Annotated in this window: 18 protein-coding genes; 8 read left to right on the top strand and 10 right to left on the bottom strand. The window is 69.2% G+C overall.

The window, feature by feature from the left end:
• Positions 1–2 precede the first annotated feature (2 nt).
• The 5 genes from nadD to HR086_RS20060 all read right to left on the bottom strand — a co-directional run bounded on the left by nadD (position 3) and on the right by HR086_RS20060 (position 4,603).
• Positions 3–563, bottom strand: coding sequence for a nicotinate (nicotinamide) nucleotide adenylyltransferase (gene nadD / locus HR086_RS20080; protein WP_141645669.1), 561 nt, complete (start codon positions 561–563; stop codon positions 3–5).
• A gap of 14 nt (positions 564–577) precedes the next feature.
• The gene (locus HR086_RS20075; RefSeq protein ID WP_174456694.1) at positions 578–1,249 is read right to left on the bottom strand and encodes a hypothetical protein; all 672 of its coding nucleotides are present in this window, start codon (positions 1,247–1,249) and stop codon (positions 578–580) included.
• A 16-nt stretch (positions 1,250–1,265) separates the two neighbouring features.
• Positions 1,266–2,447, bottom strand: coding sequence for a DUF1343 domain-containing protein (locus HR086_RS20070; protein ID WP_174462424.1), 1,182 nt, complete (start codon positions 2,445–2,447; stop codon positions 1,266–1,268).
• 39 nt (positions 2,448–2,486) lie between these two features.
• A complete protein-coding gene (locus HR086_RS20065) occupies positions 2,487–3,791 on the bottom strand; it encodes an adenylate/guanylate cyclase domain-containing protein (protein WP_174456696.1) in 1,305 nt (434 codons plus the stop codon).
• Between the two features lie 65 nt (positions 3,792–3,856).
• A complete protein-coding gene (locus tag HR086_RS20060) occupies positions 3,857–4,603 on the bottom strand; it encodes a lipopolysaccharide assembly protein LapB (protein WP_141645665.1) in 747 nt (248 codons plus the stop codon).
• 75 nt (positions 4,604–4,678) lie between these two features.
• Between HR086_RS20060 and HR086_RS20055 the strand changes: the two genes are divergently transcribed.
• Both HR086_RS20055 and HR086_RS20050 read left to right on the top strand, forming a co-directional pair.
• Positions 4,679–7,084: an endonuclease MutS2 gene (locus tag HR086_RS20055; RefSeq protein WP_174466415.1), complete on the top strand. Its 2,406-nt coding sequence runs from the start codon at positions 4,679–4,681 to the stop codon at positions 7,082–7,084.
• A gap of 147 nt (positions 7,085–7,231) precedes the next feature.
• Positions 7,232–7,999: an ATP-grasp domain-containing protein gene (locus tag HR086_RS20050; RefSeq protein ID WP_174466409.1), complete on the top strand. Its 768-nt coding sequence runs from the start codon at positions 7,232–7,234 to the stop codon at positions 7,997–7,999.
• A gap of 51 nt (positions 8,000–8,050) precedes the next feature.
• On the opposite strand, the gene HR086_RS20045 is transcribed toward HR086_RS20050, so the two are convergent.
• On the bottom strand, positions 8,051–9,559 hold the full coding sequence (locus HR086_RS20045; protein WP_254626395.1) for a hydroxymethylglutaryl-CoA reductase: 1,509 nt from the start codon (positions 9,557–9,559) through the stop codon (positions 8,051–8,053).
• A 259-nt stretch (positions 9,560–9,818) separates the two neighbouring features.
• Complete coding sequence (locus HR086_RS20040) at positions 9,819–11,543, bottom strand: phosphatidylinositol-specific phospholipase C (protein WP_174466407.1); 1,725 nt, start codon at positions 11,541–11,543, stop codon at positions 9,819–9,821.
• 240 nt (positions 11,544–11,783) lie between these two features.
• Here HR086_RS20040 and HR086_RS20035 point away from each other — a divergent pair, with 240 nt between their 5' ends.
• Both HR086_RS20035 and HR086_RS20030 read left to right on the top strand, forming a co-directional pair.
• Positions 11,784–13,958: a M4 family metallopeptidase gene (locus tag HR086_RS20035; RefSeq protein WP_174466406.1), complete on the top strand. Its 2,175-nt coding sequence runs from the start codon at positions 11,784–11,786 to the stop codon at positions 13,956–13,958.
• 157 nt (positions 13,959–14,115) lie between these two features.
• Positions 14,116–14,511, top strand: a complete 396-nt coding sequence (locus HR086_RS20030) for a VOC family protein (RefSeq protein ID WP_174456700.1) — start codon at positions 14,116–14,118, stop codon at positions 14,509–14,511.
• A 10-nt stretch (positions 14,512–14,521) separates the two neighbouring features.
• On the opposite strand, the gene HR086_RS20025 is transcribed toward HR086_RS20030, so the two are convergent.
• Positions 14,522–14,983: a tetratricopeptide repeat protein gene (locus HR086_RS20025; protein ID WP_174456701.1), complete on the bottom strand. Its 462-nt coding sequence runs from the start codon at positions 14,981–14,983 to the stop codon at positions 14,522–14,524.
• 98 nt (positions 14,984–15,081) lie between these two features.
• On the opposite strand from HR086_RS20025, the gene HR086_RS20020 reads away from it, so the two are divergent.
• Positions 15,082–15,672 carry a hypothetical protein gene (locus tag HR086_RS20020; protein ID WP_174466405.1) on the top strand — a complete coding sequence of 197 codons (591 nt, stop codon included), beginning with the start codon at positions 15,082–15,084 and terminating at the stop codon, positions 15,670–15,672.
• A 40-nt stretch (positions 15,673–15,712) separates the two neighbouring features.
• On the opposite strand, the gene HR086_RS20015 is transcribed toward HR086_RS20020, so the two are convergent.
• Both HR086_RS20015 and HR086_RS20010 read right to left on the bottom strand, forming a co-directional pair.
• Positions 15,713–17,059 carry a sigma-54 dependent transcriptional regulator gene (locus HR086_RS20015; protein WP_174456703.1) on the bottom strand — a complete coding sequence of 449 codons (1,347 nt, stop codon included), beginning with the start codon at positions 17,057–17,059 and terminating at the stop codon, positions 15,713–15,715.
• A 3-nt stretch (positions 17,060–17,062) separates the two neighbouring features.
• Positions 17,063–18,277 (bottom strand): sensor histidine kinase KdpD, encoded by a 1,215-nt coding sequence (locus HR086_RS20010; protein WP_246137460.1) that lies wholly within the window; start codon positions 18,275–18,277, stop codon positions 17,063–17,065.
• 569 nt (positions 18,278–18,846) lie between these two features.
• Between HR086_RS20010 and HR086_RS20005 the strand changes: the two genes are divergently transcribed.
• The 3 genes from HR086_RS20005 to HR086_RS19995 all read left to right on the top strand — a co-directional run.
• Positions 18,847–20,355 (top strand): TolC family protein, encoded by a 1,509-nt coding sequence (locus tag HR086_RS20005; RefSeq protein ID WP_254626394.1) that lies wholly within the window; start codon positions 18,847–18,849, stop codon positions 20,353–20,355.
• An 8-nt stretch (positions 20,356–20,363) separates the two neighbouring features.
• The gene (locus HR086_RS20000; RefSeq protein WP_141645674.1) at positions 20,364–21,080 is read left to right on the top strand and encodes an ABC transporter ATP-binding protein; all 717 of its coding nucleotides are present in this window, start codon (positions 20,364–20,366) and stop codon (positions 21,078–21,080) included.
• A 45-nt stretch (positions 21,081–21,125) separates the two neighbouring features.
• The coding region (locus tag HR086_RS19995) for an efflux RND transporter periplasmic adaptor subunit (RefSeq protein WP_174466404.1) at positions 21,126–22,146 on the top strand (1,021 nt) is incomplete at its 3' end.

Genomic DNA, 22,146 nt, shown 5'->3' with positions numbered 1-22,146 from the left:
TGCTACTTCCCGCGCCTCAGGCCATACAGCCCGGCGGCGCGGGCATGCGCCAGCACCCCGGACGGCACCAGGTCCGAGGGCTCCGTGCCCCGCGCCAGCAGCTCGCGAATCACGGTGGAGGACACCTCGGCCAGGGGCGGTCCCACCGTGTCCGGCGCCGGGTAGCCCGCGCGGTACAGCACGAGGACACGCGACATCTCCTGGATGCGGTGGAAGTCCTTCCAGTGAGGCAAATCCCGCAGGATGTCGCTGCCGATGATGAGGGACCAGCGCACGCTCGGGTGGCGCTCCACCAGCAACGCGAGCGTGTCCACCGTGCGGCCCGTCAACCCAGGCTCGCTCTCGATGCGCGTCGTCTTCAGCCAGCCCGACGTCTCGCGGCACATGGCGTCACACATGGCGACGCGGTGCTCGAACGCTTCCATCTGCTTGCCGAACGGGTGTTGCGCGGACGGCATCAACCACACCTCGTCCACGCCCTGCGTCGCGTGCACGTACGAGGCCGCCATCAGATGCCCCACGTGCGGCGGGTTGAACGAGCCTCCAAGGAGCGCGACCTGCACGTCAGGGCCTCACGTCACTTCAAGGTCAGCTTCGGGGACTTCTTGTCCAGGGCCAGCACTCGAGGCTCCAACACCACGTGCCCGTCCAGCCGGTACGCGGAGAAGCGCAAGTCGCGGTCCGCCTTCTCCAGCAGCGCGCACGTCTGCTCCGCGGCGCCCACCAGTCGTCCCGGCGTCAGGAAGTAGCGCGGGCCAATCTGAACAACTTTCGGCTCCGGGTCCTTGCCGTGGATGAAGACCATCGCGTTCAGCAGGTCCTCGCGCGTCAGGTCGTTCTTGTCGTGCACCACGCAGCACAGCGTATCGCCCAGCAGGTCCATCGCCTTGTTGTTGATGGTGGGGTCTCGATACTGGAGCGATTCGCGCTCCGGAACGCGCACGAAGCGCTCCATGACCAGTCGCCGGTTCTCCTCGGAGGCCACATCCGCGGGCGCCGCACCGCGCGCGGGCGTCCGAGGCAACGAGTCCTGGCTGCCGAGCCACTGGCTCACGTCCGCCAGGAAGTCCGAGTCCGAGTACTCCCGGCCGCCCCGGCTCTTCTGCCGCCGCCAGAGCAGCCACTCGTCCAGGTCCGTGTAGCGCGCGCCCGTGAAGAGGAAGCGGCGCGCGCCCAGGGAGCGCAGCAGCTCATAGGCCGCGTCGAAGGCTTGCAGGTCGCCGTGGCTGTCGGAGAAGACACCAATCACGTGGAAAGTCCCACGCTCAAGCGTACAGCAGGTAGGGCTCCCTTTGTCCGGCGAAGCGCTCCGTCTGGGTGGAGAATCCCTCCATCAGCCGCTCCAGGCTCCACCCGGCCTCGATTCCCCGGCGCACCTGGTCCGTCCCGCACAGCAGGTCGAACGCCGGCACGTCCTCGACGAACTCGTACGCGTCCGCCCGCCAGTCGAACTTCCCCGGGCCAATGTCGTGCAGGGCCTGGAAGATGGCGACCCCGGTGCGCAGTGACTGGAAGGTCCGCCGGTCCGTGACATGGATGAAGGCCCCGTTGCAGGACTCACCCCGGTACTTGTCGAACGTCGGGGTGAAGCCCACGGCGCGGAAGGACACGCCCGGAAGGTCCTCCTTCGCCAGCCGCGCCAGCAGCGCGTCCGTGTCCACCCAGGGCGCGCCGAACTGCTCGAAGGGGCGGCACGTCCCGCGCCCCTCGGACACGTTGGTCCCCTCCCCCAGGCACATGCCCGGATACACCAGCGCCGTGTCCGGCGTGGGCATGTTGGGCGACGGGGAGATGAACGGCAGGTTCGTGTCTGACCAGAAGTGCTCGCGGCGCCAGCCCTCGCAGGGCACCACCGTCAGCGCGCAACCGAAGCCCTCCTGCGCGTTGAACAGCCGGGCCAGCTCCCCCGCCGTCATCCCATGGCGGTTGGGCAGCGCGTACAGGCCCACGAAGGAACGAAACCCCTCCCCCACCAGGTTGCCTTCCATCGCCTGTCCATTGAGGGGATTGGGCCGGTCCAGCACATAGAAGGGCACGCCCGCCTTCGCGGCCACCTTCATGGCCAGCGCCATGGTGTAGACGTAGGTGTAGTAGCGGCTGCCCACGTCCTGGATGTCGAAGACGAGCGCGTCCAGGCCCTTGAGCCACTCGACGCGCGGGGACAGCGACTCGAACGTGGAGCCATAGAGGCTGTGGACGGGCACGCCGGTACGGCGGTCCTTCTCCTCGCCCACGGCCACCATGTACTGCGCCTCGCCGCGCACGCCGTGCTCCGGGCCGAACAGCGCGCCCAGCGTCACGCCCGGCGCCTGGGCCAGCAGGTCCGCCAGGTGGCGGAAGCGCGAGTCCACACTGGTGGGGTTGACGATGGCCCCCACGCGCTTGCCCTTCAGCGCGGAGAAGCCCTGCTCGACCCACACGTCCAGTCCCGTCTTCACCTTCGTCACGGCGCTTCCTTCCTCGCAACGGGCCTCGCGGGCCGGTCCTCAGTCCTTGAAGCTCTTGAGCGCGTTCTGCGCGGCCACCTTCGAGTCGCACTTCCCCACGCCGAGGAAGCCGCCCGAGCCGTCGTCCGGACCCCCATCCTCCGCCAGGTCCTCCAGCTCGCCCAGCGCGCTCTGCAGCTTGAGGGAGCGCACCGCGTCCGCCGCCGCCGCGCGAACGCTGCACATGGGATGCGACAGCATCTGGATGACGCGTTTCTCGGCGTCGCCATTGCCAACCCTCACCGCGCGCGCGTAGTCGTCCAGCGAGCGTCGGGGGTTCTCCATCGCCTCGTCCAGTTGGCCCTGGAGGTAGAGGCGACGGCCCTGGTCCTTCTCCTCGCCGATGATCTTCCGCGCTTCCTTCGCCAACGCCTCACGCTCGCTCTTGGGCGCGCGCTCCACCTCGGAGATGGCCCGCGTCGCCGGGCTGCCGCTGAAGGCCACCACGCCCACCCCCAACACCACCGCCAGCGCTCCGGCGATCAGCAGCGTGCGACGGTGCGCGCCCAGCACCCGCAGCACCGCTCCCGCTCCGCCCGGAGGCATCCCGTCCCGCATCCGCGCGAAGAGCGACCTGCCGGCATGTGACGCCTGACGCCCCAGCACCACCGCGCCCGCCGCGGCCCGCTGTCCCAGCTCCGCCGCCCGCTGCCCCAGCAGCGCCACATCCACCGCGCCGCCCTCCAGCGACGACTCCGGCACACGCGACAGGCCCAGGTTTCCGTAGGGCGGCATCGACTCCGTGCCCGGCGCCTCGGCGATGGCGCCCGCGGAGGGCGCCTCCACGCGGTACGGCGCGCGCGGCACCTGGAAGACTCGAATCTTCCCAGGGATGCCCTTGAGCTCGAAGGCGCCCACCTCCCGCGAGGGAATCTCCGCCTTGTTCATCGCCAGGTAGACGGCCTCGGTGAAGTACACCTCACCCGCCTCGGCCAGCCCCTCCACGCGCGCGGCGATGTTCACCGGCTCCCCGAAGACATCGTTGCCGTCCAGCCGCACCTCGCCCACGTTGATGGCGAAGCGGACATGGAGCTGCTCCGACTCCGGCACCCCCCGGTTGTGGTGCCACAGCCGGTCCTGGATGGCGACGCCACTGAGCACCGCCTGGGTGGGTGACTCGAACGTCAGCAGGAGCGCATCACCGATGGACTTGATGATGCGGCCGTCAAACGCCTTGATGAGCGGCGACAGCAGGGCACCGTGGACCCGCAGCAGGCGCTGGTTCTGCTCCAGCGACTGCCGACTGGTCCGCTCGGTGAAGCCCTTGATGTCGGTGAAGACAATGGCGAGGTTGGCGGTCTTCAAAGCGCGCGCAGTCTATGCGCCACGATCCGGGGCGCAATCGCCGCGACGCACCGCGACGTCATTCGTCAGCGACGCGACGGCTTGAGCGCTCGCATGCGCTTCTTCTCTTGCGGCTCCATGGACTTGCGCACCTTCGCCGCGAGCTGGGGCCGCTCCGTCCGCTCGTAGAAGTCGGCCAGCTTGCGGAGCACCAGCGGGCTGTCCGGCTGGACGCTCCGCGCCGCCAGCAGCTCCGTCTCGGCATCCAGCAGCCGCTCCTGCTTCTCCAGCACGTCCGCCAGCTGGAGGCGCACCTGCACCCACTCCGGCTTCGAACGGGCCAGGTAGCGGTAGTGGAGCTCCGCCTTGAGCAGGTCCCCCAGGGAGACCCACAGGCCCCCGAGCCGGAAGCGAGCCTCCTCGTACGACGCCCGGTGCTGCACGGCCGTCTCATAGGCCCGGGTGGCCTGGAGGGAGTTGCCCCGCTCCTCCCAGAGCAGCCCCCGCAGGTACCAACCCCGGGGGTTGGTGGGAGCGATGCGCGTGGCGACTTCCAGGTGGGCCTCGGCCTGCTCCAGCGAGCCGCCCACCTTCAGCAAGAGGCGCGCGGCCTCCAGGCGGGGCAGCTCCCACTGGGGTTTGGAGAGGACCAGGGCCTCCACGGCCTGGAGTGCGCCGGTGTCATCCCCGCCCGACTCCAGCGCGAGCGCGTCCGTCAAGGACATGGGTGGGGAAGCCGGGGCCACGGGTCGGGACTGCGCCACCGTCAGGGTGGATGGCTCCGCGGCGTCAGAGGCGCCCGCCAGGCAAGCCACCAGGAAGACCCAGTGCATGCGCGGCAGATAGCAGAGCCGAGCGGGGCTCCTCAATAGATCCTCTTGACGGCCGGACGGCTGCGCATGAAACCCATGACCGTGCAGATATCCCAAAAGACGCTGGAAGACCTCGGATTCGCGGAAGTACTTCGCGCGCTGACGCAGCGGTGTCGGACGGAGCCAGGCAGGGAGCGAGTGCTCGCCCGGCCGTTCCTCGACTCGGCCGAGCAGGTCTCGGAGGCGCTGGCCCTGGTGGACGAGGCGCGCGCCCTGTCCCGGGAACAGTTCTCCCTGCCGCTTGGCGGCGTGGTGGACCTGCGAATCCCCGTGGGCCATGCGGCCAAGGGCGGCATCCTGGAGCCCCGTCAGCTCATCGACTCGGCGCAGCTCCTGTTCGCCTTCGTCCGCACCCGTGAGGCAGTGGAAGAACGCAAGGAGCGGGTGCCCCGGCTGATGGAGCTGGCGCGACGGCTGCCCATGCTGGAGTCACTGGCCCGGCGCATCGACCAGTGCTTCGAGCCGGACGGTGAGATTTCCGACCGCGCCAGCCCGGAGCTGCGCGAGGCCAGGGACAGGGCCCGGGGCCTCCACCGGCGCATCAAGACTCGGCTGGACGAGATGCTCCACGACGAGGGCTTCCTCTCCAAGCTGCGCGAGAACTACTACACCCTGCGCAACGGCCGGTACGTGGTGCCGGTGGTGTCGAACTACCGCTCGGAAGTGGACGGTATCGTCCACAACGCGAGCCAGACGGGCCAGACGCTCTTCATGGAGCCGCAGGCGATGGTGGGCCTGGGCAACGACCTGGCCATTGCCCAGTCGGTGGTGCTGGAAGAGGAGCGGCGGGTGCTCCAGGAGCTGAGCCAGCAGCTCGGCCGGGAGTCGGACCGCATCCTGGAAGGACTGGACGCGGTCGCGGAGCTGGACGAGGCGGAGGCGGTGGCCATCCTCTCCGCGGACCTGGACGCGAGCACGCCGGAGTTCGTCGGCGTATCGGACCTCCAGTTGCAGTTGCTGCGCCACCCGCGCCTGGTGCTCAAGGGCACGGAGGTCATCGCCAACGACGTGACGCTCAATGGTGGCGCGAAGGCGCTCGTCGTGTCCGGCCCCAACGCGGGCGGCAAGACGGTGACGCTGACCGGCGTGGGGCTGTGCGCGCTGATGCTGCGCGCGGGCCTGCCCATTCCGGTGGCGGAAGGCTCGCGGATGCCCCTGTATCGCTCCGTGCACTCCACGGTGGGCGACTCACAGGACCTGACGCAGGGCCTGTCCACGTTCAGCGCGCACGTGGTGATGCTGCGCGACATCATCGCGGAGGCGGGCGAGGGCTCGCTGGTGATGATCGACGAAATCGCCGCGGATACGGACCCGCGCGAAGGCGCGGCCATCGCCATCGCGGTGCTCGAGGAGATGCTGGCCAAGGGCGCAGTGGCGCTCGTCACCACGCACCTGGAGGAGCTCAAGGCGCTGGCGCACATGGACCCGCGCTTCTTGAATGCACGGGTGGGCTTCGACTCGAAGCGGATGGCGCCAACGTATCGGCTCCAGATGGGCGCGGCGGGTCAGTCCTCCGCCATCGACATGGCGGTCCGGGTGGGCCTGCCCCAGCGGGTATGCGAGCGCGCGCGTTCTCTGACGCTGAACGCGGGCGGTCCCCTCTCCCAGGCCCTGGCGGCGGCCGAGGACGAGCGGCGCAAGCTGTCCGAGGAACTGGAGCGGGCACGCGTCGCGGCGAAGGAAGCCGAGGCGCTGCGCACCGAGCTGGAGAAGCAGAAGCAGACCTTCGAGCGGGAGCGCCGCGCGAAGATGATGCAGTTCAACGAGGACGTGCACGCGGCCAGCGAGCACGCGGCCTCGGAAGTGCGAGAGCTGCTGGCGAAGCTGCGCTCCGAGCAGAACGAGAAGGCGCTGTCGGAAGCGAGGATGCAGCTCCAGCAGCGGGCGGAGGATGCCCAGAAACGCGCCCTGGCGGCGAAGGCGGAGCTGTTCCAGGTGGAGGCTCCGGGGCCGGTGAACCTCAAGGTGGGCGCCTGGGTGCACCACTCGGGGTTGAGCCGGGATGTGGAGATCCTGGAGTTGGCGGAGGGCCACGCGGTGGTGTCCGCCGGTGGGGCGATGAAGATGCGAGTCCCCACGTCGGAGCTGTCGGGCTCTCGCACGCGAAAGCCGCAGCAGGCGAAGTTCCCGGAGCGGCAGAAGCAGGAGGCGTCGCTCAAGCGTGCGGCCTCGGCGGCGCCGGCGCAGGTGGAGGCGACGAACTTCCGGTGCGACGTGCGCGGAATGCGCGCGGACGACGCGCTCGCGGAGGTGGAGTCCTTCCTGGACCGGGGCATGCGCAGCGGAGAGGAAGCCGCGCTCATCGTCCACGGCCACGGCACGGGGGCGCTGAAGCAGGCGCTGCGCGACTACCTGTCGAACTCGCCCTACATCCGGATGTACCGGCCAGGCGAGGCCCACGAGGGTGGTGACGGCGTCACCGTGGTGGCCCTGCGGGCCTGAGCGAAGGATGCAGGTCACCCGGAGGGCCCGGACGGACTGGGGAGACCCAGGCGCTCCGGGCCCTTCCCTTTTCCACCAAGGCACAGGTCGTCAGCCCCACCCCGGGCCGAGCGTCCCCGGCCCACTGCTTCGCACGGAGGGAGCCACATGCACTGGGTCGTCCAGAGCAACCTGTTCAACGAGCGCGGCTTCCACGACCTGGTGCAGGCTCTGGAGCGCGGAGGCATTCCCCACACCCTGGTGAAGGTGATTCCCTTCGATGGGGGCGTGGAGCCCACCGTTGACGTGACGGGGCCCGTCGTCGTCATGGGCTCGCTCAGCCTGGCGCGCTACGCGAAGGCCCGGGGATGGTCGCCGGGCGCGTTCCTCAACGAGCGGTTCGACTTTCGCGTGTGGCGCGAGCACCTGGGCGAGCACCTGTTGAATGCCGACGCGCACGTGTGCCGATTCGGCGAGGTGCCCGTGCGGGCGAAGCCGTTCTTCATCCGACCGTGCCTGGACGACAAGTCGTTCTCCGGCATGGTGACCTCATGGGAGGACTTCGAGCACTGGCGCGAGAGCGCCCTGGCGGAGCCCGAGAACACCCAGGTCACCTCGGACACGTGGGTGGTCGTCAGCGCGCTCCGGCACATCCAGAGCGAGTACCGCATGGTCGTCGTGGACGGCCGCGTCGTCACGGGCACGCGCTACAAGCTGGGGGACCGGGTCTTCTCCTCGCCGGAAGTCGAGCCGGACGTATGGACCTTCGCTCAGCGCATGGCGGACCGTTGGGGACCGGACCGGGCCTATGCGCTGGACGTCTTCGTCCACGAGCAGAAGCCCTACGTCGGGGAGATCAACACCCTCAACTCGGCGGGCTTCTACGGGTACGACGTCGGGAAGATGGTGGCAGCACTCGAAGCGATGAGCTTCTGACCTGGCTCGCGGCCACATTGGCTCGCGAGCCAGGCGCCCGGCCCTGGCTCGCTAGCGATTGCGTCCCAGGTGCTCGTGGCTGGCAACCCACTCCTCCGAGCCCAGCGTGGACGACAGGGCACACGCGAGCGACAGCTCTCCCGCGAGGACGACTCCCGCGACAATCTCCGCCAGCCGGCGCACCTTGCCGCGTCCGTAGCAGTCCATCATCTCCAGGCACTCCCGCTGCGTTGGCAGGCCCGTGCCTCCACCGTGCGTGGCCAGTACGAGCGCGGGCAGGGTGATGGACGCATAGAGGTCCCCGTCCGAAGTCTCCTCCATGTACAGGCGTCCGGCGGCGGACTCCGCCAGGGCCCCCACGTCCTGGCCCGTCGCGATGAACAGCGCCGCGAGTGCATTGGCGGACTGAGAGCCGTTGTTGTGTGAGCCCGCCAGATTCGACCCTTCCGTGGTGATGCGCTGCACCTGCACCAACTGGCGCACGTGTGTGCGCATCCGTGACAGGAGCAACTCCTTGCCGATGACCACCTCCGCCACCACGCGCTTGCCTCGGGTCCGCAGGATGTTGAGCTGGGACGACTTCTTGTCCGTGGAGATGTTGCCATCCAGGAAGCTGGCGCGGATGGCCGGATACTGCTCCCGAATCCACAGGAGCGCGGCGAACACGGCCTTGCCCACCATGTTCTGTCCCGCCGCATCTCCCGTCGTGAAGTTGAAGCGCAGGAAGACCATCCGGCTCACCTGATAGGCCTCGATGTCCTGGAGCGTCGCCACACGGCTCGTCGACTCCGCCTGCTCGGCGATGGCCGCCTGATTCGTCCTCACCCATGTCGTGAATTCTCGCCCGGCCTTCGCGCTCTCGAAGACGAAGACCGGCGAGCGTTGCATGGCGTCGTCCAGCACCGTGCAGACAGCCCCTCCGGCCTCGTTGAGGACCTTGATGCCGCGGTTGTAGCTCGCCACCATCGCCCCCTCTGTCGTGGCCAGGGGGATGAGGTACGCGCCATGCGCATTCTCCCCCAGGATGGTGAGGGGCCCGGCGATGCCCAGCGGAACCTGGGCCACACCCGTGAAGTGCTCGCACGAGTTCCTCGCATGGCCGGCGTCGAACGAGTGGCTCGCCACATGCTCCAGCCGAGCCCCCGTCCACGCCTCCGCGTAGTCCCGCCGGGAGCGGACGATGTCCTCCGTGTAGTCATCCTCCGGACGGCGCGGGATGCGACTGTCGGGCTCCGGGTGTCCCTCCTCGATGGCCTCCGTCACATGCAGACTCACGGGGCCGTGAAGTCCACACTCCAGCTCCACCTCCACCCGGTGCTCCCCCTCCCCGAGCGGCGGAATCTCGGCGCGCAGGCACAGCGTCCTGCGCTGCTCGAAGGCAACCGGGCATTCCCGCGACAGCCGCTCGCCACGCCACACGGGGCCCTCGTCCGACATCAACACGACCTGCTCGAGCGGAACTTCCTTCCCATCCACCCGAACCACGCCGAGCCCGATGAGCCGCAGGTCCGTCAGGTGATTGCGCAGCTCGAGTTCCACCGCGCCGCGCCGATTCCTCAAGCACCGCGTCGCTCCGGGTTCGCTCCCGATACCCCTCGTCGAACTCACCACATCGCTGGCCATGACGCCCCCCAGGCCAACCAAGGCACGCTTGTTTCAAATGTCGCGCGGAGCCGGCACGACACTGCCGACTTCCCGGCAAAGCATGTTCAACGAGGCGCCTCGCCATCCAACGTGTGACAGCACCTTGCCCCGCGAGGCAGACAGGACGGGCCCGCGGGACGAGGAACATTCAACCCCGCGGGCACCGCCCGAAGCCTCAGTGCAGCCCCGTCCGGCTGACGGAGGCCGACGAAATCTGGTCATTCCACGGCCCACCCGGCACCGCGTTGACCTCGCGAATACTCGAGGACGTGGTGAAACACCGGCCCGTCTGGTTCGGGTGCTCGCACAGCGTCGTCTGATAGGGCCCCAGCACCGTGACGGAGCTCAGCGAATCATCGAAGCCGACGTCCCCCAGGAAGCCGACGTTCGACGTCAGACGGACGACGTTGCCCTCCTGCTGGATGTGCTCGTGCAGATACACCCCGTCGTAGGCCGAGTAGCCCTGGACCGCATACGTGTAGTCGCCCGACGACGTCTTGTAGCCGCGCCCGAAATCCGAATACGCCCAGTTGCCGAGCCCTCCCGGAGCGCGCTTCACCACCACGGACCAGAGCTGGAACGGGAAGCGCGCGCTCAGCCGTGAATGGAGCTGGGAGGACCTGTCTCCCGAGCCTCCAGACAGGCTCCCGAGCTGCCCGTTCACATAGCTGGCCAGATACCCCGGCCCCACCACGCTGGTCACCGTCCGCGTTGGAAAGGCGAGGTGCGTGAAGTCATCCATCGAATCGGATTGATAGAAGGCGCCCTCGTGGTGCATCCACGCCCCCCACTCCTTCTTGAGCGCCATCACATGCCAGTTGCGCCCGGGCGCCGCATTCTGGAGGAACGCCTGCATCCCATACCAGCGCGCCTCCGCGTCGCCACCGAGCGTGTACCCCGTATTTCTGAAGATGGCGCTGAAGTCCGTCGGCAACCCACTGGAGGACGGCAGCAGCCGGAAGTTGAGGGCCAGGATGGCGTCAATCAATCCCGCCCCCGGGAAATCCATCATCATGATGCCCGCGCGCTGCGCCCACCCGCCCACCAGGTGGTCGATGGCGTAGTCATTCACGCCCCGGTAATTGATACCCAGGATGTTGATTCCTCCCGCCACATGTAAGGGATAAGCCATGGCGGAAGAACCACTCAGGAAGTTGATGAACAGGGTGGACGGTGAGCCGCCCTGGGTCCTGTCCAGGTGCGCCCGGACCTTGTTCCACTTGTCGTCGATATCCGCGAGCTGGGACACCGTCCAGTCATCCTGGAGATTCACCGCGCCCCAGGGGATGCCGTAAGTCCCTCCGGCGAAATCGTCCACAATCACAATCTTCCCGCGGACCTCTCCCAGCGTGGGCACATGAGAGCCCCGCCAGAGATAGGGGCTGTAGGCGGGCTGGTCGCGATACCACTCGAAGGTCTGCGCGAAACCGCGCGTATTGCTCTCCTCCGTGTGTTCCCGCTTCACGCGCATCACCACCGTCTCGGTGGGGTGCGCATTGAGGAACTGGATGGTCGTCTGGAGGACATCGTCGAAGTTGACGTGCAGGTAGACGACGCCGTGGTGGATGGTGAAACGGTCACCGATGTGCCGACAACGGATGTCCAGCGCGCGGATCCCCGCGTCGAGCTGCTGGCGCAATCCCAACGACTGGGTCTGTGTCAGATCTCCACCATAAGATTGATAGGCCATGGTGTCGTGAGTCCCAGGCATGGACAGGGCGCCCAGGCCCGTCGAGCTGGGGACCCAGCTCATCCACGCGGGGTGACTCGTCTCGATACCGCCGGAGTGGTTGTAGTACCGCCCCCTCGCGAGGGCTGGAGTCGTACCGACGATGAGCCCCAGAGCCAGCAGGAGCGCCAGGGGACGAAGCCCCGCGACAGGGAAAGACAGCGTGGACATGATTGTCTCTCGTTGACGTGTGAAGGGGTGGCGGCGACATACCCTTGCCCACGAATGGGCACACCTGAGCGGGCCTGCGTGTAAAACCACCCCGAAACAGGAAAACCATCTTATATATCAAAATCACTTGAAACACGAATAAGCCACGTGCAATGAAAGAGCCCCTTCTACAGAAAGGTCGTGCTCTTGAGAGGCAATGTCTGGAGGACGTTCTGCGCGGCGTGGGTTGGCGCCGGTCTCATGGCTTGCGGTGCGGTGCAGCCAGAAGGAGAAGCACCCAACGGGGAGGCCAAGGACGCGGATGTCCAGGCCGCGTTGGCGCGACTGCCTGGAGCAGAGGTGGTCGGACAGCAGGAAGGTGTTCCGTTCCTCATTCGCGGTGAGCTGGGTCGGCTGACCGAGGCTGGCGGAGTGTCCGCGCAGCGCGCTCGCTCCGACTCCGGCGAGGAGGCTCGCGAGGCCCTGGCGGAGATCGCCTCCGCCTTCCGCCTGCGCAACGACGACCTGGTGTTCCGCCGGGCCACGGTGGACGCGCAGGGCCGCAAGCACCTGCGCTTCCGGCAGCTCGAGCAGGGCCTGCCCGTGGTGGGCAGCGAGTTGGTCCTCCACGCGGACCCGGAGGGCCTCATCTACGCGGCCAACGGCTCGGCGCGCGGTGGCTCGGCGCCTTCCGCTCGGGCGACGGTGGCCTCGGAGGCCGCTCGCACTTCCGCGCTCGCCGGAACGTCCGTCGACGGCGCGAAGGCCGAGGGCGCTCCGACGCTGGTGTACCTGCGTCCCGAGGGCACCGAGGAGCTCCGGCTGGCGTGGCAGGTGCGCCTGGTAGGCACCCGCGACGGCTTCAAGGCCGATGACCTGGTCTATGTCGACGCGCAGCGCGGCGGCGTTGTGGCCACGCATCCGCAGATCCACGAGGCGCTCAACCGCCGGGTGCACAGCGCCAACAATGGCAGCACCACGCCGGGCACCCTCCGCCGCAGCGAGGGACAGGCGGCCACGGGCGATGCCCACGTGGACATGAACTACGACCAGCTCGGCGTCACGTACAACTGCTACCAGACGCTGTTCGGCCGCGACTCGTACGACAACGCGGGCGCCGCGCTCATCAGCACCGTCCACTACGGCAGCAACTACGTGAACGCGTACTGGGACGGCACCCAGATGGTGTACGGCGACGGCGACGGCGTGAACTCCATCGAGCTGGGCAAGGACCTGGACGTCACCGTCCACGAGCTGACCCACGCGGTGACGGACACCGAGTCGGACCTCATCTACTCGGGTGAGTCCGGCGGCCTCAACGAGTCCATGTCCGACATCTTCTCCGGCGTGTGCGAGAGCTGGACGCGCAGCTGGGCCACGGACGCGGACGTGTTCATGGTGGGCGAGGACATCTGGACCCCGGGCACCGCCAACGACGCCCTGCGCTACATGGACGACCCGGCCAAGGATGGCGACTCGCTGGACTTCTACGGCGACTACTCGTCCGGCGTGGACGTGCACTACAGCTCCGGCATCAGCAACCTCGTCTTCGCCCTGCTCTCCAAGGGTGGCACGCACCCGCGCGGCAAGACGACCAACACCGTCGCCGCGATTGGCCCGGAAGCGGCCGGCCGCATCTTCTACAAGGCCAACACGGACCTCTTCACCCCGAGCACCACGTTCGAGCAGGCCAAGGCGTACACCGTCCAGGCCGCGCAGGAGCTGGGCTACAACGCCGCGACGGTGCAGGCCGTGACGGATGCGTGGGTGGCCGTCGGTGTGCCGCCTCCGCCCCCGGTGACGACGCCGCTGAGCAACGGCGTGCCGGTGACGGGCCTGTCCGGCAGCTCCGGCAACAAGAAGTACTACACGCTGGAGGTCCCCGCGGGCCGCGCCTCGCTGGTCGTCACCACCAGCGGTGGCACGGGTGACGCGGACCTGTACGTGCGCTTCGGCGCCGCGCCGAACTCCGGCACCTACGACTGCCGCCCGTACACCAGCGGCAACGCGGAGACGTGCACCATCAACAACCCGCAGGCCGGCACCTGGTACGTCATGGTCAACGCCTTCTCGGCCTACTCCGGGCTGACGCTGACGGGCACGTATTCGGGCGGTGGCGGGCCCGGCACGCCCACCACGGAGACGGAGTCGGGCTCGGTGACGCGCAACACGAACGTGCGCTACGGCCCCTACACCGTGGTGCCGGGCACGACGTTCAGCGTGGTGATGACAGGCACGCGCAACCCCAACCTGTACGTCCGCTTCGGCTCGCAGCCCACCACCAGCGCCTATGACTGCCGCCCCAACCTGTCGGGAGCCGCCGAGACGTGCACGCTCACCGTGCCCGCCGGGCAGACAGCGGCCCACGTCATGGTGCGCGGCGCCAGCAACCAGGCGGCGACGTACAACCTGACCATCAACTACACGACGCCGTAGCACCGGCTTCGCGCGGCACCTCACACGGCGGGCGGCTTCCCTCGGGAGGCCGCCCGTCGTGCGCTTTCCGCCCGCGCGAAGGCAGGCGGGAGAGCGAGCGCGGGGACCGCCGGGCGGTCACTTGTCACCGGGTCGCGCCCGTTCCCATCGTGACCGCATGCTTAAGCTCGACCACTTCGGATTCGTGACCAAGGACCTGGAGAAGTGCGTGCGCTTCTACGAGGCGTGCCTCGCTCCGCTGGGGCTCAAACTCATGGAACGCGGCGACGGCTTCGCGCTGTTCGGCACCGACCCGAAGTCCCCCTTCCTATGGGTGGGCACGCTTCGACCGGAGACCTGGACGGACCAGCACGGCCCGGGGCGCAGTCCCCTCCACATGGCGTTCTCCACCACGGACCGCGCGGAGGTGGACGCGTTCCATCAGCGCGGACTGGCCGCGGGCGGCCGGGACAATGGCGCGCCCGGTCCGCGCGTCGGCGCCTACAAGTACTACGCGGCCTTCCTGCTGGACCCGGACGGCAACAACATCGAGGCGTGCGTCCGGGAGATGTGACGCTCGTGGCTCAGGGCGCCTGTCCGGACAGCACCCGCTCCAGCGCCGCCGCCTGCTCGCGCTCGTCCGCGTTGGAGCTCCGGCCCGCGCGCTGGGCATGAAGCCTTGACCGGTCCGGCTCCGTCTTCGCCAGCGCCAGCGCCAGGTCCAGGTTCGCCCGGGGGTGGTCGGGGTGGGCCTCCAGCACCGGCCCCAGTACCTGCGCCGCGCGCGCGTCCTCCCCCTTCTCCAACAGCGCAATCGCCAGGTCACACGCCGGGCCCGGCTCCGATGGGGCCTTCGCGTGGACCAGCTCCAGCAACTCCACGGCCCTCGCGCGCTCCCCCGCCAGGTCCAGCGCCCGTGACAGCGCGTGCATCACCCCCGCGTCCCCCGGGGCCTCATGCAGCGCGGCCTCCAGCAGCCGCTTCGCCTCCTTCCCATCCCCCGCCTCCAGCCGCGCCAGTCCGTCGCGATACAGGTCCGTGCCCACAAGCTCTCCTTCTCACAATGCGGTGCGTTAATCCCATTCACGCAACTTCCACCCTACAGAGTGCGACAAACCAAGAGAAGCTTTCCCCCGGGTCCTCCATGCTCGTGCGCAATCCCCCCGTCTCCTCCCGCCGTCCGGTCTCCAACAGCGCTGAGTCGCCGACCGCCGAGCGCTCCAACACGGCGGTGCCGGTCCGGCCGAACACCCAGGACACCTTCGCCCGAGGCACGAACGCCACGGAGAAGACGGCCAAGGTGGGCGCTGCCCCCGCCGGGGACCACGGCAAGCTGATGAACGAGTACCTGACGGGTGCCCGCCCGCCCCCGGCCGACTTCGAGAAGGTGATGGGCTACAAGCCCTACGCCATCCAGACGAAGCACGGTCAGCGCATGCAGGACCCGCACGGCTCCGCGTCCGCGCCCGGCAAGATTGGCCCGGACAAGGAGTTCGACCCGGCCGCGAAGACGCACGACTACGGCTATGACCTGCTGCGCTACTACGACCGCAAGGGCACGCCCCTGGCCGATGGCGCGCGCAAGGCGGCCGACGCGCTCTTCCGCAAGGACCTGTTCAACTACGCCAATGACCAGAAGGGCTTCGGCGACAAGCTGAAGTACCGGACGTGGGCGCAGATCTACGCCACCGCGGTGGAGGTCAACTCCCGCGTGCAGGGCTACGGCCCTCCGTGAGCGTGGCCTCGGGGGCGCGGCTGCTTCGCGCTCCCTGGCCTCACTGCATTCCGTAGCGCCGCAGCTTGTCGTAGAGCGTGCGCAACCCGATGCCCAGCCGCTGCGCGGCGCGCTTCCGGTTGCCACCCTCGTCCGCGATGGCCTGTTCAATCGCCATCCGCTCCAGCTCCTCCAGCGTCGTGTCCGGCAGGCGCACGCCCGCCGCGGGTGTGGCCGTGGGAGCCGGAGCACTGGTGGGGTCCAGCCACAGGTGGCTCGACTCCACCACCGCGCCGTCGGCGAGGATGGCCGCGCGCTCCAGGGCATTGCGCAGCTCGCGCACGTTGCCCGGCCAGGAGAAGGACTCCAGCCGCTCCGACGCCTCCGGGGACAGCTTCAACCCGGGCCGTCCCAGCTCCTCGCCAATGCGGCGCAGCAACAGCTCCGCCAGTGGACGCAGGTCCTCGCGACGCTCGCGCAGCGACGGCATCCGGATGGGGAACACCGCCAGCCGGTGGTAGAGGTCCTCGCGGAACTCGCCGTGGGCCATCATCGTCTTGAGGTCGCGGTTGGTCGCCGCCACCCAGCGCACGTCCGCCTCCAGCGTCCGGGTACCACCCACGCGCTCGAAGCGCCGCTCCTGGAGCACGCGCAACAGCTTGGCCTGCAGCTCCGCCTTCAACTCGCCCACTTCGTCCAGGAAGAACGTCCCGCCCTGGGCCAGTTCGATGCGTCCGCGCCGCTGCGCCACCGCGCCGGTGAAGGCGCCCTTCTCGTGGCCGAACAGCTCGCTCTCCAGCAGCGTCTCCGTGAGGGCCGCGCAGTTGACCGCGACGAAGGGCCCCTCCGAGCGCTCACCCCACTGGTGCAGCGCCCGCGCGGCGACCTCCTTGCCCGTGCCGCTCTCGCCCACGAGCAACACCGTGGCCTGTGTGGGTGACACCTTGCGCAGCGCCTCCACCACGGGCCCCATCGACGGCGCGCCCCAGCTCAGCACCACCTCGCTGGTGGACTGACGCGCCTCCGCCTTGAAGTTCAACAGCGCGCGGCGCTCCAGCGCCCGAGCCACCGTCAGTCGCAGCTCCGCCGGACTTCCCACCGGCTTGAGGAGGTACTCGAACGCGCCGGCCTTCATCGCCGACACGGCGCTCTCCACCGAGCCCACCGCGGTGAGGATGATGACCTCCACGTCCGGCTGCTCCTCGCGCACCTTGCGCAGCAGCGTCAGCCCATCCATCCCCGGCATCCGCAGGTCGGTCACCAGCAAATCCACGCCCTGCTTCGCCAGGAGCCGCGCGGCCTCCTCACCATCCGCCGCCGTCGTCACCACGTGGCCTTCGACCTCGAGCGCCTCCGCGATGAACGAGCGCACGCCCTCCTCGTCATCCGCCACCAGGATGCGCGCCATGGCTCAGGTCCCCCTCGCCGGGACGATGAGCCGGAACTCCGCGCCACCTCCGGAATGGGTCTTCGCGCTCACCGAGCCCCCGTGCAGCTCCACGATGCGGCGGGTGATGGCCAGGCCCAGGCCCACGCCCCGCAGCCGCCCGGTGACGAAGGGCTCGAAGATGCGCTCCTCGTCTCCCTTCGGAATGCCCGGCCCGTAATCCCTCACGATGAACACGAGCGACTTGCCCTCCTGGGCCACGTCCACCTCCACGCGCTGCCCGGCCGGACTCACCTGCACCGCGTTGCGCAGCACGTTCTCCAGCGCCTGCTGGAAGCGCCCAGCGTCCAGCTCCCACTGCTCGCGGCTCGGCAGGTAGTGCGCCTGCACGCTGGACTCACCCGTGGCCTCCACCGCCGCGCGCAACACCTCGTTGGGGTCCGTCCCGGTGCGCCGCAGCTCTCCGCTGCGCACGAAGGACAGCAGGTCATTCATCAGCTGCTCCAACCGCACCGCCTCACCCACGATGCGGTCCGCCTTGGGGCGCAGCACCTCGTCCCGCTCCACGCGCTCCGCGAGCAACTGTGCGTGGCCCTTGAGCGAGGCCAGCGGGTTGCGCAGCTCGTGCGCCAGCACCGCCGACATGGTGCCCAGCGCAGCCAGCCGACGGCCTCGCTCCAGCTCCGCAGCCAGGGCCTCGCGCTGCGCCAGGGAGCGCGAGAAGGCGAAGGCCAGCCCCAGGATTCCCACGCACGACACCGCCGCGATGAACAGCAGACGCTGCGCGCGGTCCGTCAACTCCAGCGCGGTGACAGGCTCGAACTCGTAGCCGATGCGCAGGTTGCGGCGCGGCTCCTGCGGCGCCGGGTCCACCGTGGGCGCACCCCCGCTCGTCGTGACCGGGGCCTCCGGCTTCGGCTTGCGCAGTCGATGGATGAAGCGACCCCGGCCCGCTTCGATGCGCAGCAGGGGGCCGTCCTGAATCTCTCCCAGCGAGCCCTCCCCCGACGACTCCAGCACCCGCCCGTCCTCGATGATGGCCACGTAGCGCAGGCCGCCCTCCTGGTTCGCCGCGAGGAAGGCATCGAGCGACTGCTGGCTCGGAGGACCCGAGCCCTCTCGGAAGGCCTCCAACCCGGAGTGCATCAGGACGTTGGCCATGCCTCGCACCACCAGCGAGGACGACTCCATCGCGGACCTGCGGATGAAGAGCACCGCGGACAGAAGCACGGCGCACATGAGCCCCGCCGCGACCCACGGCATCCACGGACCACGCGGCCTCCAACGGGACGCGCCGCTCATCGACGATGACCCCGCTCGGGGTGAATCCCACTCCATGAGATGCCTCCGCTCGCTGCGAACTCTGCATGCACGGTGCGGAATCCGCACTCCCTTCTCGCACGGCGTGGCGCCACGCGGGCTCCCCATTGCCTGGTTGCTGTCGAGCCCATGCGGTTCTCCCCGAGGGTTGGCGCGGCGCACGGGCCGCTGGAGCGCAGTCCGAGCAGGCGGCGACACGCGTCACGCCCACCCGTCCCGGCCTCCGTGTGCAAGCACGAGGCCCACGTCTCGCCAGGGGCCCACGAAGCCCCGCCCCCACGCGGCCCTCACGCCGCGAGGCATGACCGATGGAGACCCTCGCGGACCGCATGCGGAATCCGCACTCGGGCGGCGCTTCTCGCAGCGCTCGCGCGGGTTTCCCCTGAGGTTTCAATGTGTTGAAAACTGGCAAGGCGCATGCAGTCACCCTGCTTCGGAACCGCCGGACGCGCCAGAAGCGCACCGGCCTTCAACGGGACATGGCTGCGATGACGATGCTCAAGAGAGCGTGGTTCAAGAGACGGCCCCACCGGATGACGGCGCTGACGCTGGGCCTCCTCGGCCTGGTGGCGACGCCAGGATTGGGCGCGGCGCAAACGCCCACCGGGGCTCCCGGCACCGAGCAGAACAGCGCCGCCCAGGCGCAGAAGGCTCCGGCGGACGCGCCCACCCAGGAAACGACGAAGAAGGACGCAGCCGCGCCGGTTCAGGGAACTCCCCAGGCCCCAGACAGCGCGCCGGCCCAGAGCCTCACGGCCCAGGCAGAAGAGCCCCAGGGCGTGACCGTCACGCTCGAGGAGGCCATCGCGCGGGCACTCAAGGCGAATCCGCAGGTGGTGCAGGCGGAGGGCACCGTCACCAACGCGGCGTCGGCGGAGCTCAGCGCGGTGGGCGCCTACCTCCCTTCCCTCTCGGCGAACGCGACGGGCTCGCTCTCCAGCAGTGATCGCATCGTGCCCGATACAGGCACCGTCGTCTCCGGCTCCAACGACACGTACAGCGCGGGCCTGTCCACGTCGTGGAACGTCTTCACCGGTGGCCAGCGCAGCGCCACGCGCAAGCAGACCCGCGCGCAGTCCGGTGCGGCCGGGGCACAGCTCACCGCGCAGCGCGCCAGCGCGGTGCTCGACGTGGAGCGCGCCTTCTACGAGGTGCTCCGGGCGACGGGCCTGGAAGAAGTGGCGCGCTCGCGCATCGAGCGGGCCAAGCAGAACGAAGACGCGGCGGAGCGGCGACTGGCGGTGGGCTCGGCGACGCGCTCCGACCTGCTGCGGGCGCGGCTGGACCACACCACGGCCCTGGAGGCGCTGCGCACGGCGGAGACCCAGCGCACCTCGGCGGCCCTGTCGCTGGGACGCCTCATCGGCGCGGACGGTCCGGCGCAGGCCCAGGCCGACGGGAACCTGGGCCCCAAGCCGTTCACGCTCACCGAGGCCGCGCTCATCACGGAGCTGGAATCCAACGCCCCCGCGGTGCTCGCCGCGGCCTCCACGCTGCGCGCCTCCGAAGCGGGCGTGAGCGTGGCGAAGGCGACCTACCTGCCGTCCGTTCGCCTGTCCGCTGGCTACGACTGGTTCAACCAGGACGCGAGCTTCAACGGAGGCAAGACGAGCTGGTCGGTGCGCCTGGGCCTCTCCTACCCCATCTTCGACGGATTCCTGCGCGAGGAGCGGGTGCAGCGGGCCAGGACGCAGGAAGTCGTGTCCCAGGCGCAGCTCGCGGACACGCGGCGCGCGGTGCGGTCAGGGGCCAGCCAGGCGCTGGCTCAACTGCGCCTCTCCGCGGATCGCATCACCCTGTCCGAGCAGTCCGTGGAGGTGGCGCGCGAGGACCTCAAGGTGCAGGAAGAGCGCTACCGTCTGGGCGCGACGACCATCCTGGAGCTGCTGACGTCGCAGGAGAACCTGGTCCAGGCGGAGATCAACCTCGTGTCCTCTCGCTTCGACTACCGCATCGCACGCGCCGAACTGGAAGCGCTCGCCGGGAGGCCGCTGTGAGCATCGCCATGGAGAGTTCGACGGCGCGGGACATCGCGGACGTTGTCATCCGCGTGGAGGGCTTGAGCAAGGACTACACGATGGGCTCGGAGGTGGTGCGCGCGCTGCGTGGCGTGGACCTCACCATCCGCCGCAACGAATACGTGGCCGTCATGGGCCCGTCGGGCTCCGGCAAGTCCACCTTCATGAACCTCATCGGCTGCCTGGATGTGCCGAGCGGCGGGCAGTACTGGCTCAACGGCCAACCCGTGGCGGGAATGACGGAGAACGCGCTCGCGCGCATCCGCAACCGCGAGCTGGGCTTCGTGTTCCAGAGCTTCAACCTGCTGCCCCGCGCCTCCGCGCTGGACAACGTGGCGCTGCCGCTGGTGTACGCGCGCGTGCCCAAGAAGGTCCGCCACGAGCGCGCGGCGGCGATGCTGGAGAAGGTGGGCCTGGGCGCACGCAAGGACCACCGGCCCAACGAACTGTCGGGCGGTCAACGTCAACGCGTGGCCATCGCCCGCGCGCTGGTGACGCAGCCCGCGCTGCTGCTGGCGGACGAGCCCACGGGCGCGCTCGACAGCCGGACGGGTGAGGAGATCATGGCCCTCTTCGGCGAGCTGCACGCCCAGGGGCAGACGTTGATGCTCGTCACGCACGAGTCGGACATCGCGGCGTACGCGCGGCGGGTGCTGTTCTTGAAGGACGGCGTCATCGAGCGGGACGAGCTGAAGCGGAATTGAGCGGGACCGCGCATCGCGCGGCCACGAAGAGACCTGGAGGACGTCGTGAGCAAGGCGAAGAAGATGGTCATCACGGGTGTCGCGGCGGTCCTGATTGGAGCGGGCGTCTACGCCACCCAGCGGAGCACGGAGCCCGCCACACCGGAGCGCTCGGCGGCCGTCGCCGTGGTGGAGCGCCGGGACATGGAGGTCGTCGCGGAGTCCGCCGGCCTGGTGGAGCCGCTGCGCGTGGTGGAGGTGAAGTCCAAGGCGTCCGGCGAAGTGCTCCGCGTGCTGTTCGACACCGGCGACAAGGTGGAGAAGGACGCGCTGCTCGCGGAGATCGACCCGCGCGACGTGCAGAACGCGCTGGCCCAGGCGCAGGCGGACCTGGACTCCGCGCGCGTGCGACTGAACACGACGGAGGCCCAGCGCCAGCGCATGGAGTCGCTGCGTCAGTCCGGCTACGTCACCCAGCAGGAATACGAGACGACGGTGGATGCCTACGCCACCGCGCGGGCGGCCAAGGTGCGCGCGGAGACGAACCTCCAGCTCGCCAAGGAGCGCAGCCGCGACGTCACCATCCGCGCCCCCAGCGCCGGGACGCTGCTGGAGCGGACGATTCAGCCCGGGCAGATCATCGCGTCGGCCACGTCCAACGTGTCCGGTGGCAGCACGCTGTTCAAGATGGCGGACCTGTCCGTCATGCAAGTGCGCGCCAAGGTGGACGAGACGGACGTGGGCCAGCTCAAGGCGGGCCTCAAGGCGCGCGTGACGATGGAGGCGTACCCGGGAAAGACGTTCGTCGGTGAGGTCGTGAAGATCGAACCCCAGGCGCTGGTGGAGCAGAACGTCACCCTCTTCCCGGTGCTCGTGCGCCTGGACAATCCGGAAGGGCTGCTGCGCCCGGGGATGAACGCGGAGGTGGCCATTGAAATCTCCCGCCGCCGCGACGCCATCACCGTCCCCAACTCCGCCGTGGTGGGCCTGCGGGATGCTCGCGCGGCGGCGCTGGCGGTGGGACTCACGGAGGACTCGGTGCGCTCGCTGATGCGTCCGCCGGGCTCCACCGGGGCGGGCCGGGGCC

The sequence above is a fragment of the Myxococcus sp. CA039A genome (assembly GCF_013336645.1).
In the GTDB taxonomy this organism is placed as follows: Bacteria; Myxococcota; Myxococcia; order Myxococcales; family Myxococcaceae; genus Myxococcus; species Myxococcus llanfairpwllgwyngyllgogerychwyrndrobwllllantysiliogogogochensis.
The sequence above is the reverse complement of the archived record's forward strand: the minus strand, read 5'-3'. Positions and strand labels throughout refer to the sequence as shown.

Coding starts and splice junctions, on each gene's coding strand:
- HR086_RS20055 (WP_174466415.1), top strand. CDS start 4,679: ATGACCGTGCAGATATCCCAAAAGACGCTGGAAGACCTCGGATTCGCG.
- HR086_RS20060 (WP_141645665.1), bottom strand. CDS start 4,603: ATGCACTGGGTCTTCCTGGTGGCTTGCCTGGCGGGCGCCTCTGACGCC.
- HR086_RS20050 (WP_174466409.1), top strand. CDS start 7,232: ATGCACTGGGTCGTCCAGAGCAACCTGTTCAACGAGCGCGGCTTCCAC.
- HR086_RS20030 (WP_174456700.1), top strand. CDS start 14,116: ATGCTTAAGCTCGACCACTTCGGATTCGTGACCAAGGACCTGGAGAAG.
- HR086_RS20020 (WP_174466405.1), top strand. CDS start 15,082: ATGCTCGTGCGCAATCCCCCCGTCTCCTCCCGCCGTCCGGTCTCCAAC.
- HR086_RS20005 (WP_254626394.1), top strand. CDS start 18,847: ATGACGATGCTCAAGAGAGCGTGGTTCAAGAGACGGCCCCACCGGATG.
- HR086_RS20010 (WP_246137460.1), bottom strand. CDS start 18,277: ATGTGCGCCGTGCTTCTGTCCGCGGTGCTCTTCATCCGCAGGTCCGCG.
- HR086_RS20035 (WP_174466406.1), top strand. CDS start 11,784: ATGGCTTGCGGTGCGGTGCAGCCAGAAGGAGAAGCACCCAACGGGGAG.
- HR086_RS20000 (WP_141645674.1), top strand. CDS start 20,364: ATGGAGAGTTCGACGGCGCGGGACATCGCGGACGTTGTCATCCGCGTG.
- HR086_RS20040 (WP_174466407.1), bottom strand. CDS start 11,543: ATGTCCACGCTGTCTTTCCCTGTCGCGGGGCTTCGTCCCCTGGCGCTC.
- HR086_RS20015 (WP_174456703.1), bottom strand. CDS start 17,059: ATGGCGCGCATCCTGGTGGCGGATGACGAGGAGGGCGTGCGCTCGTTC.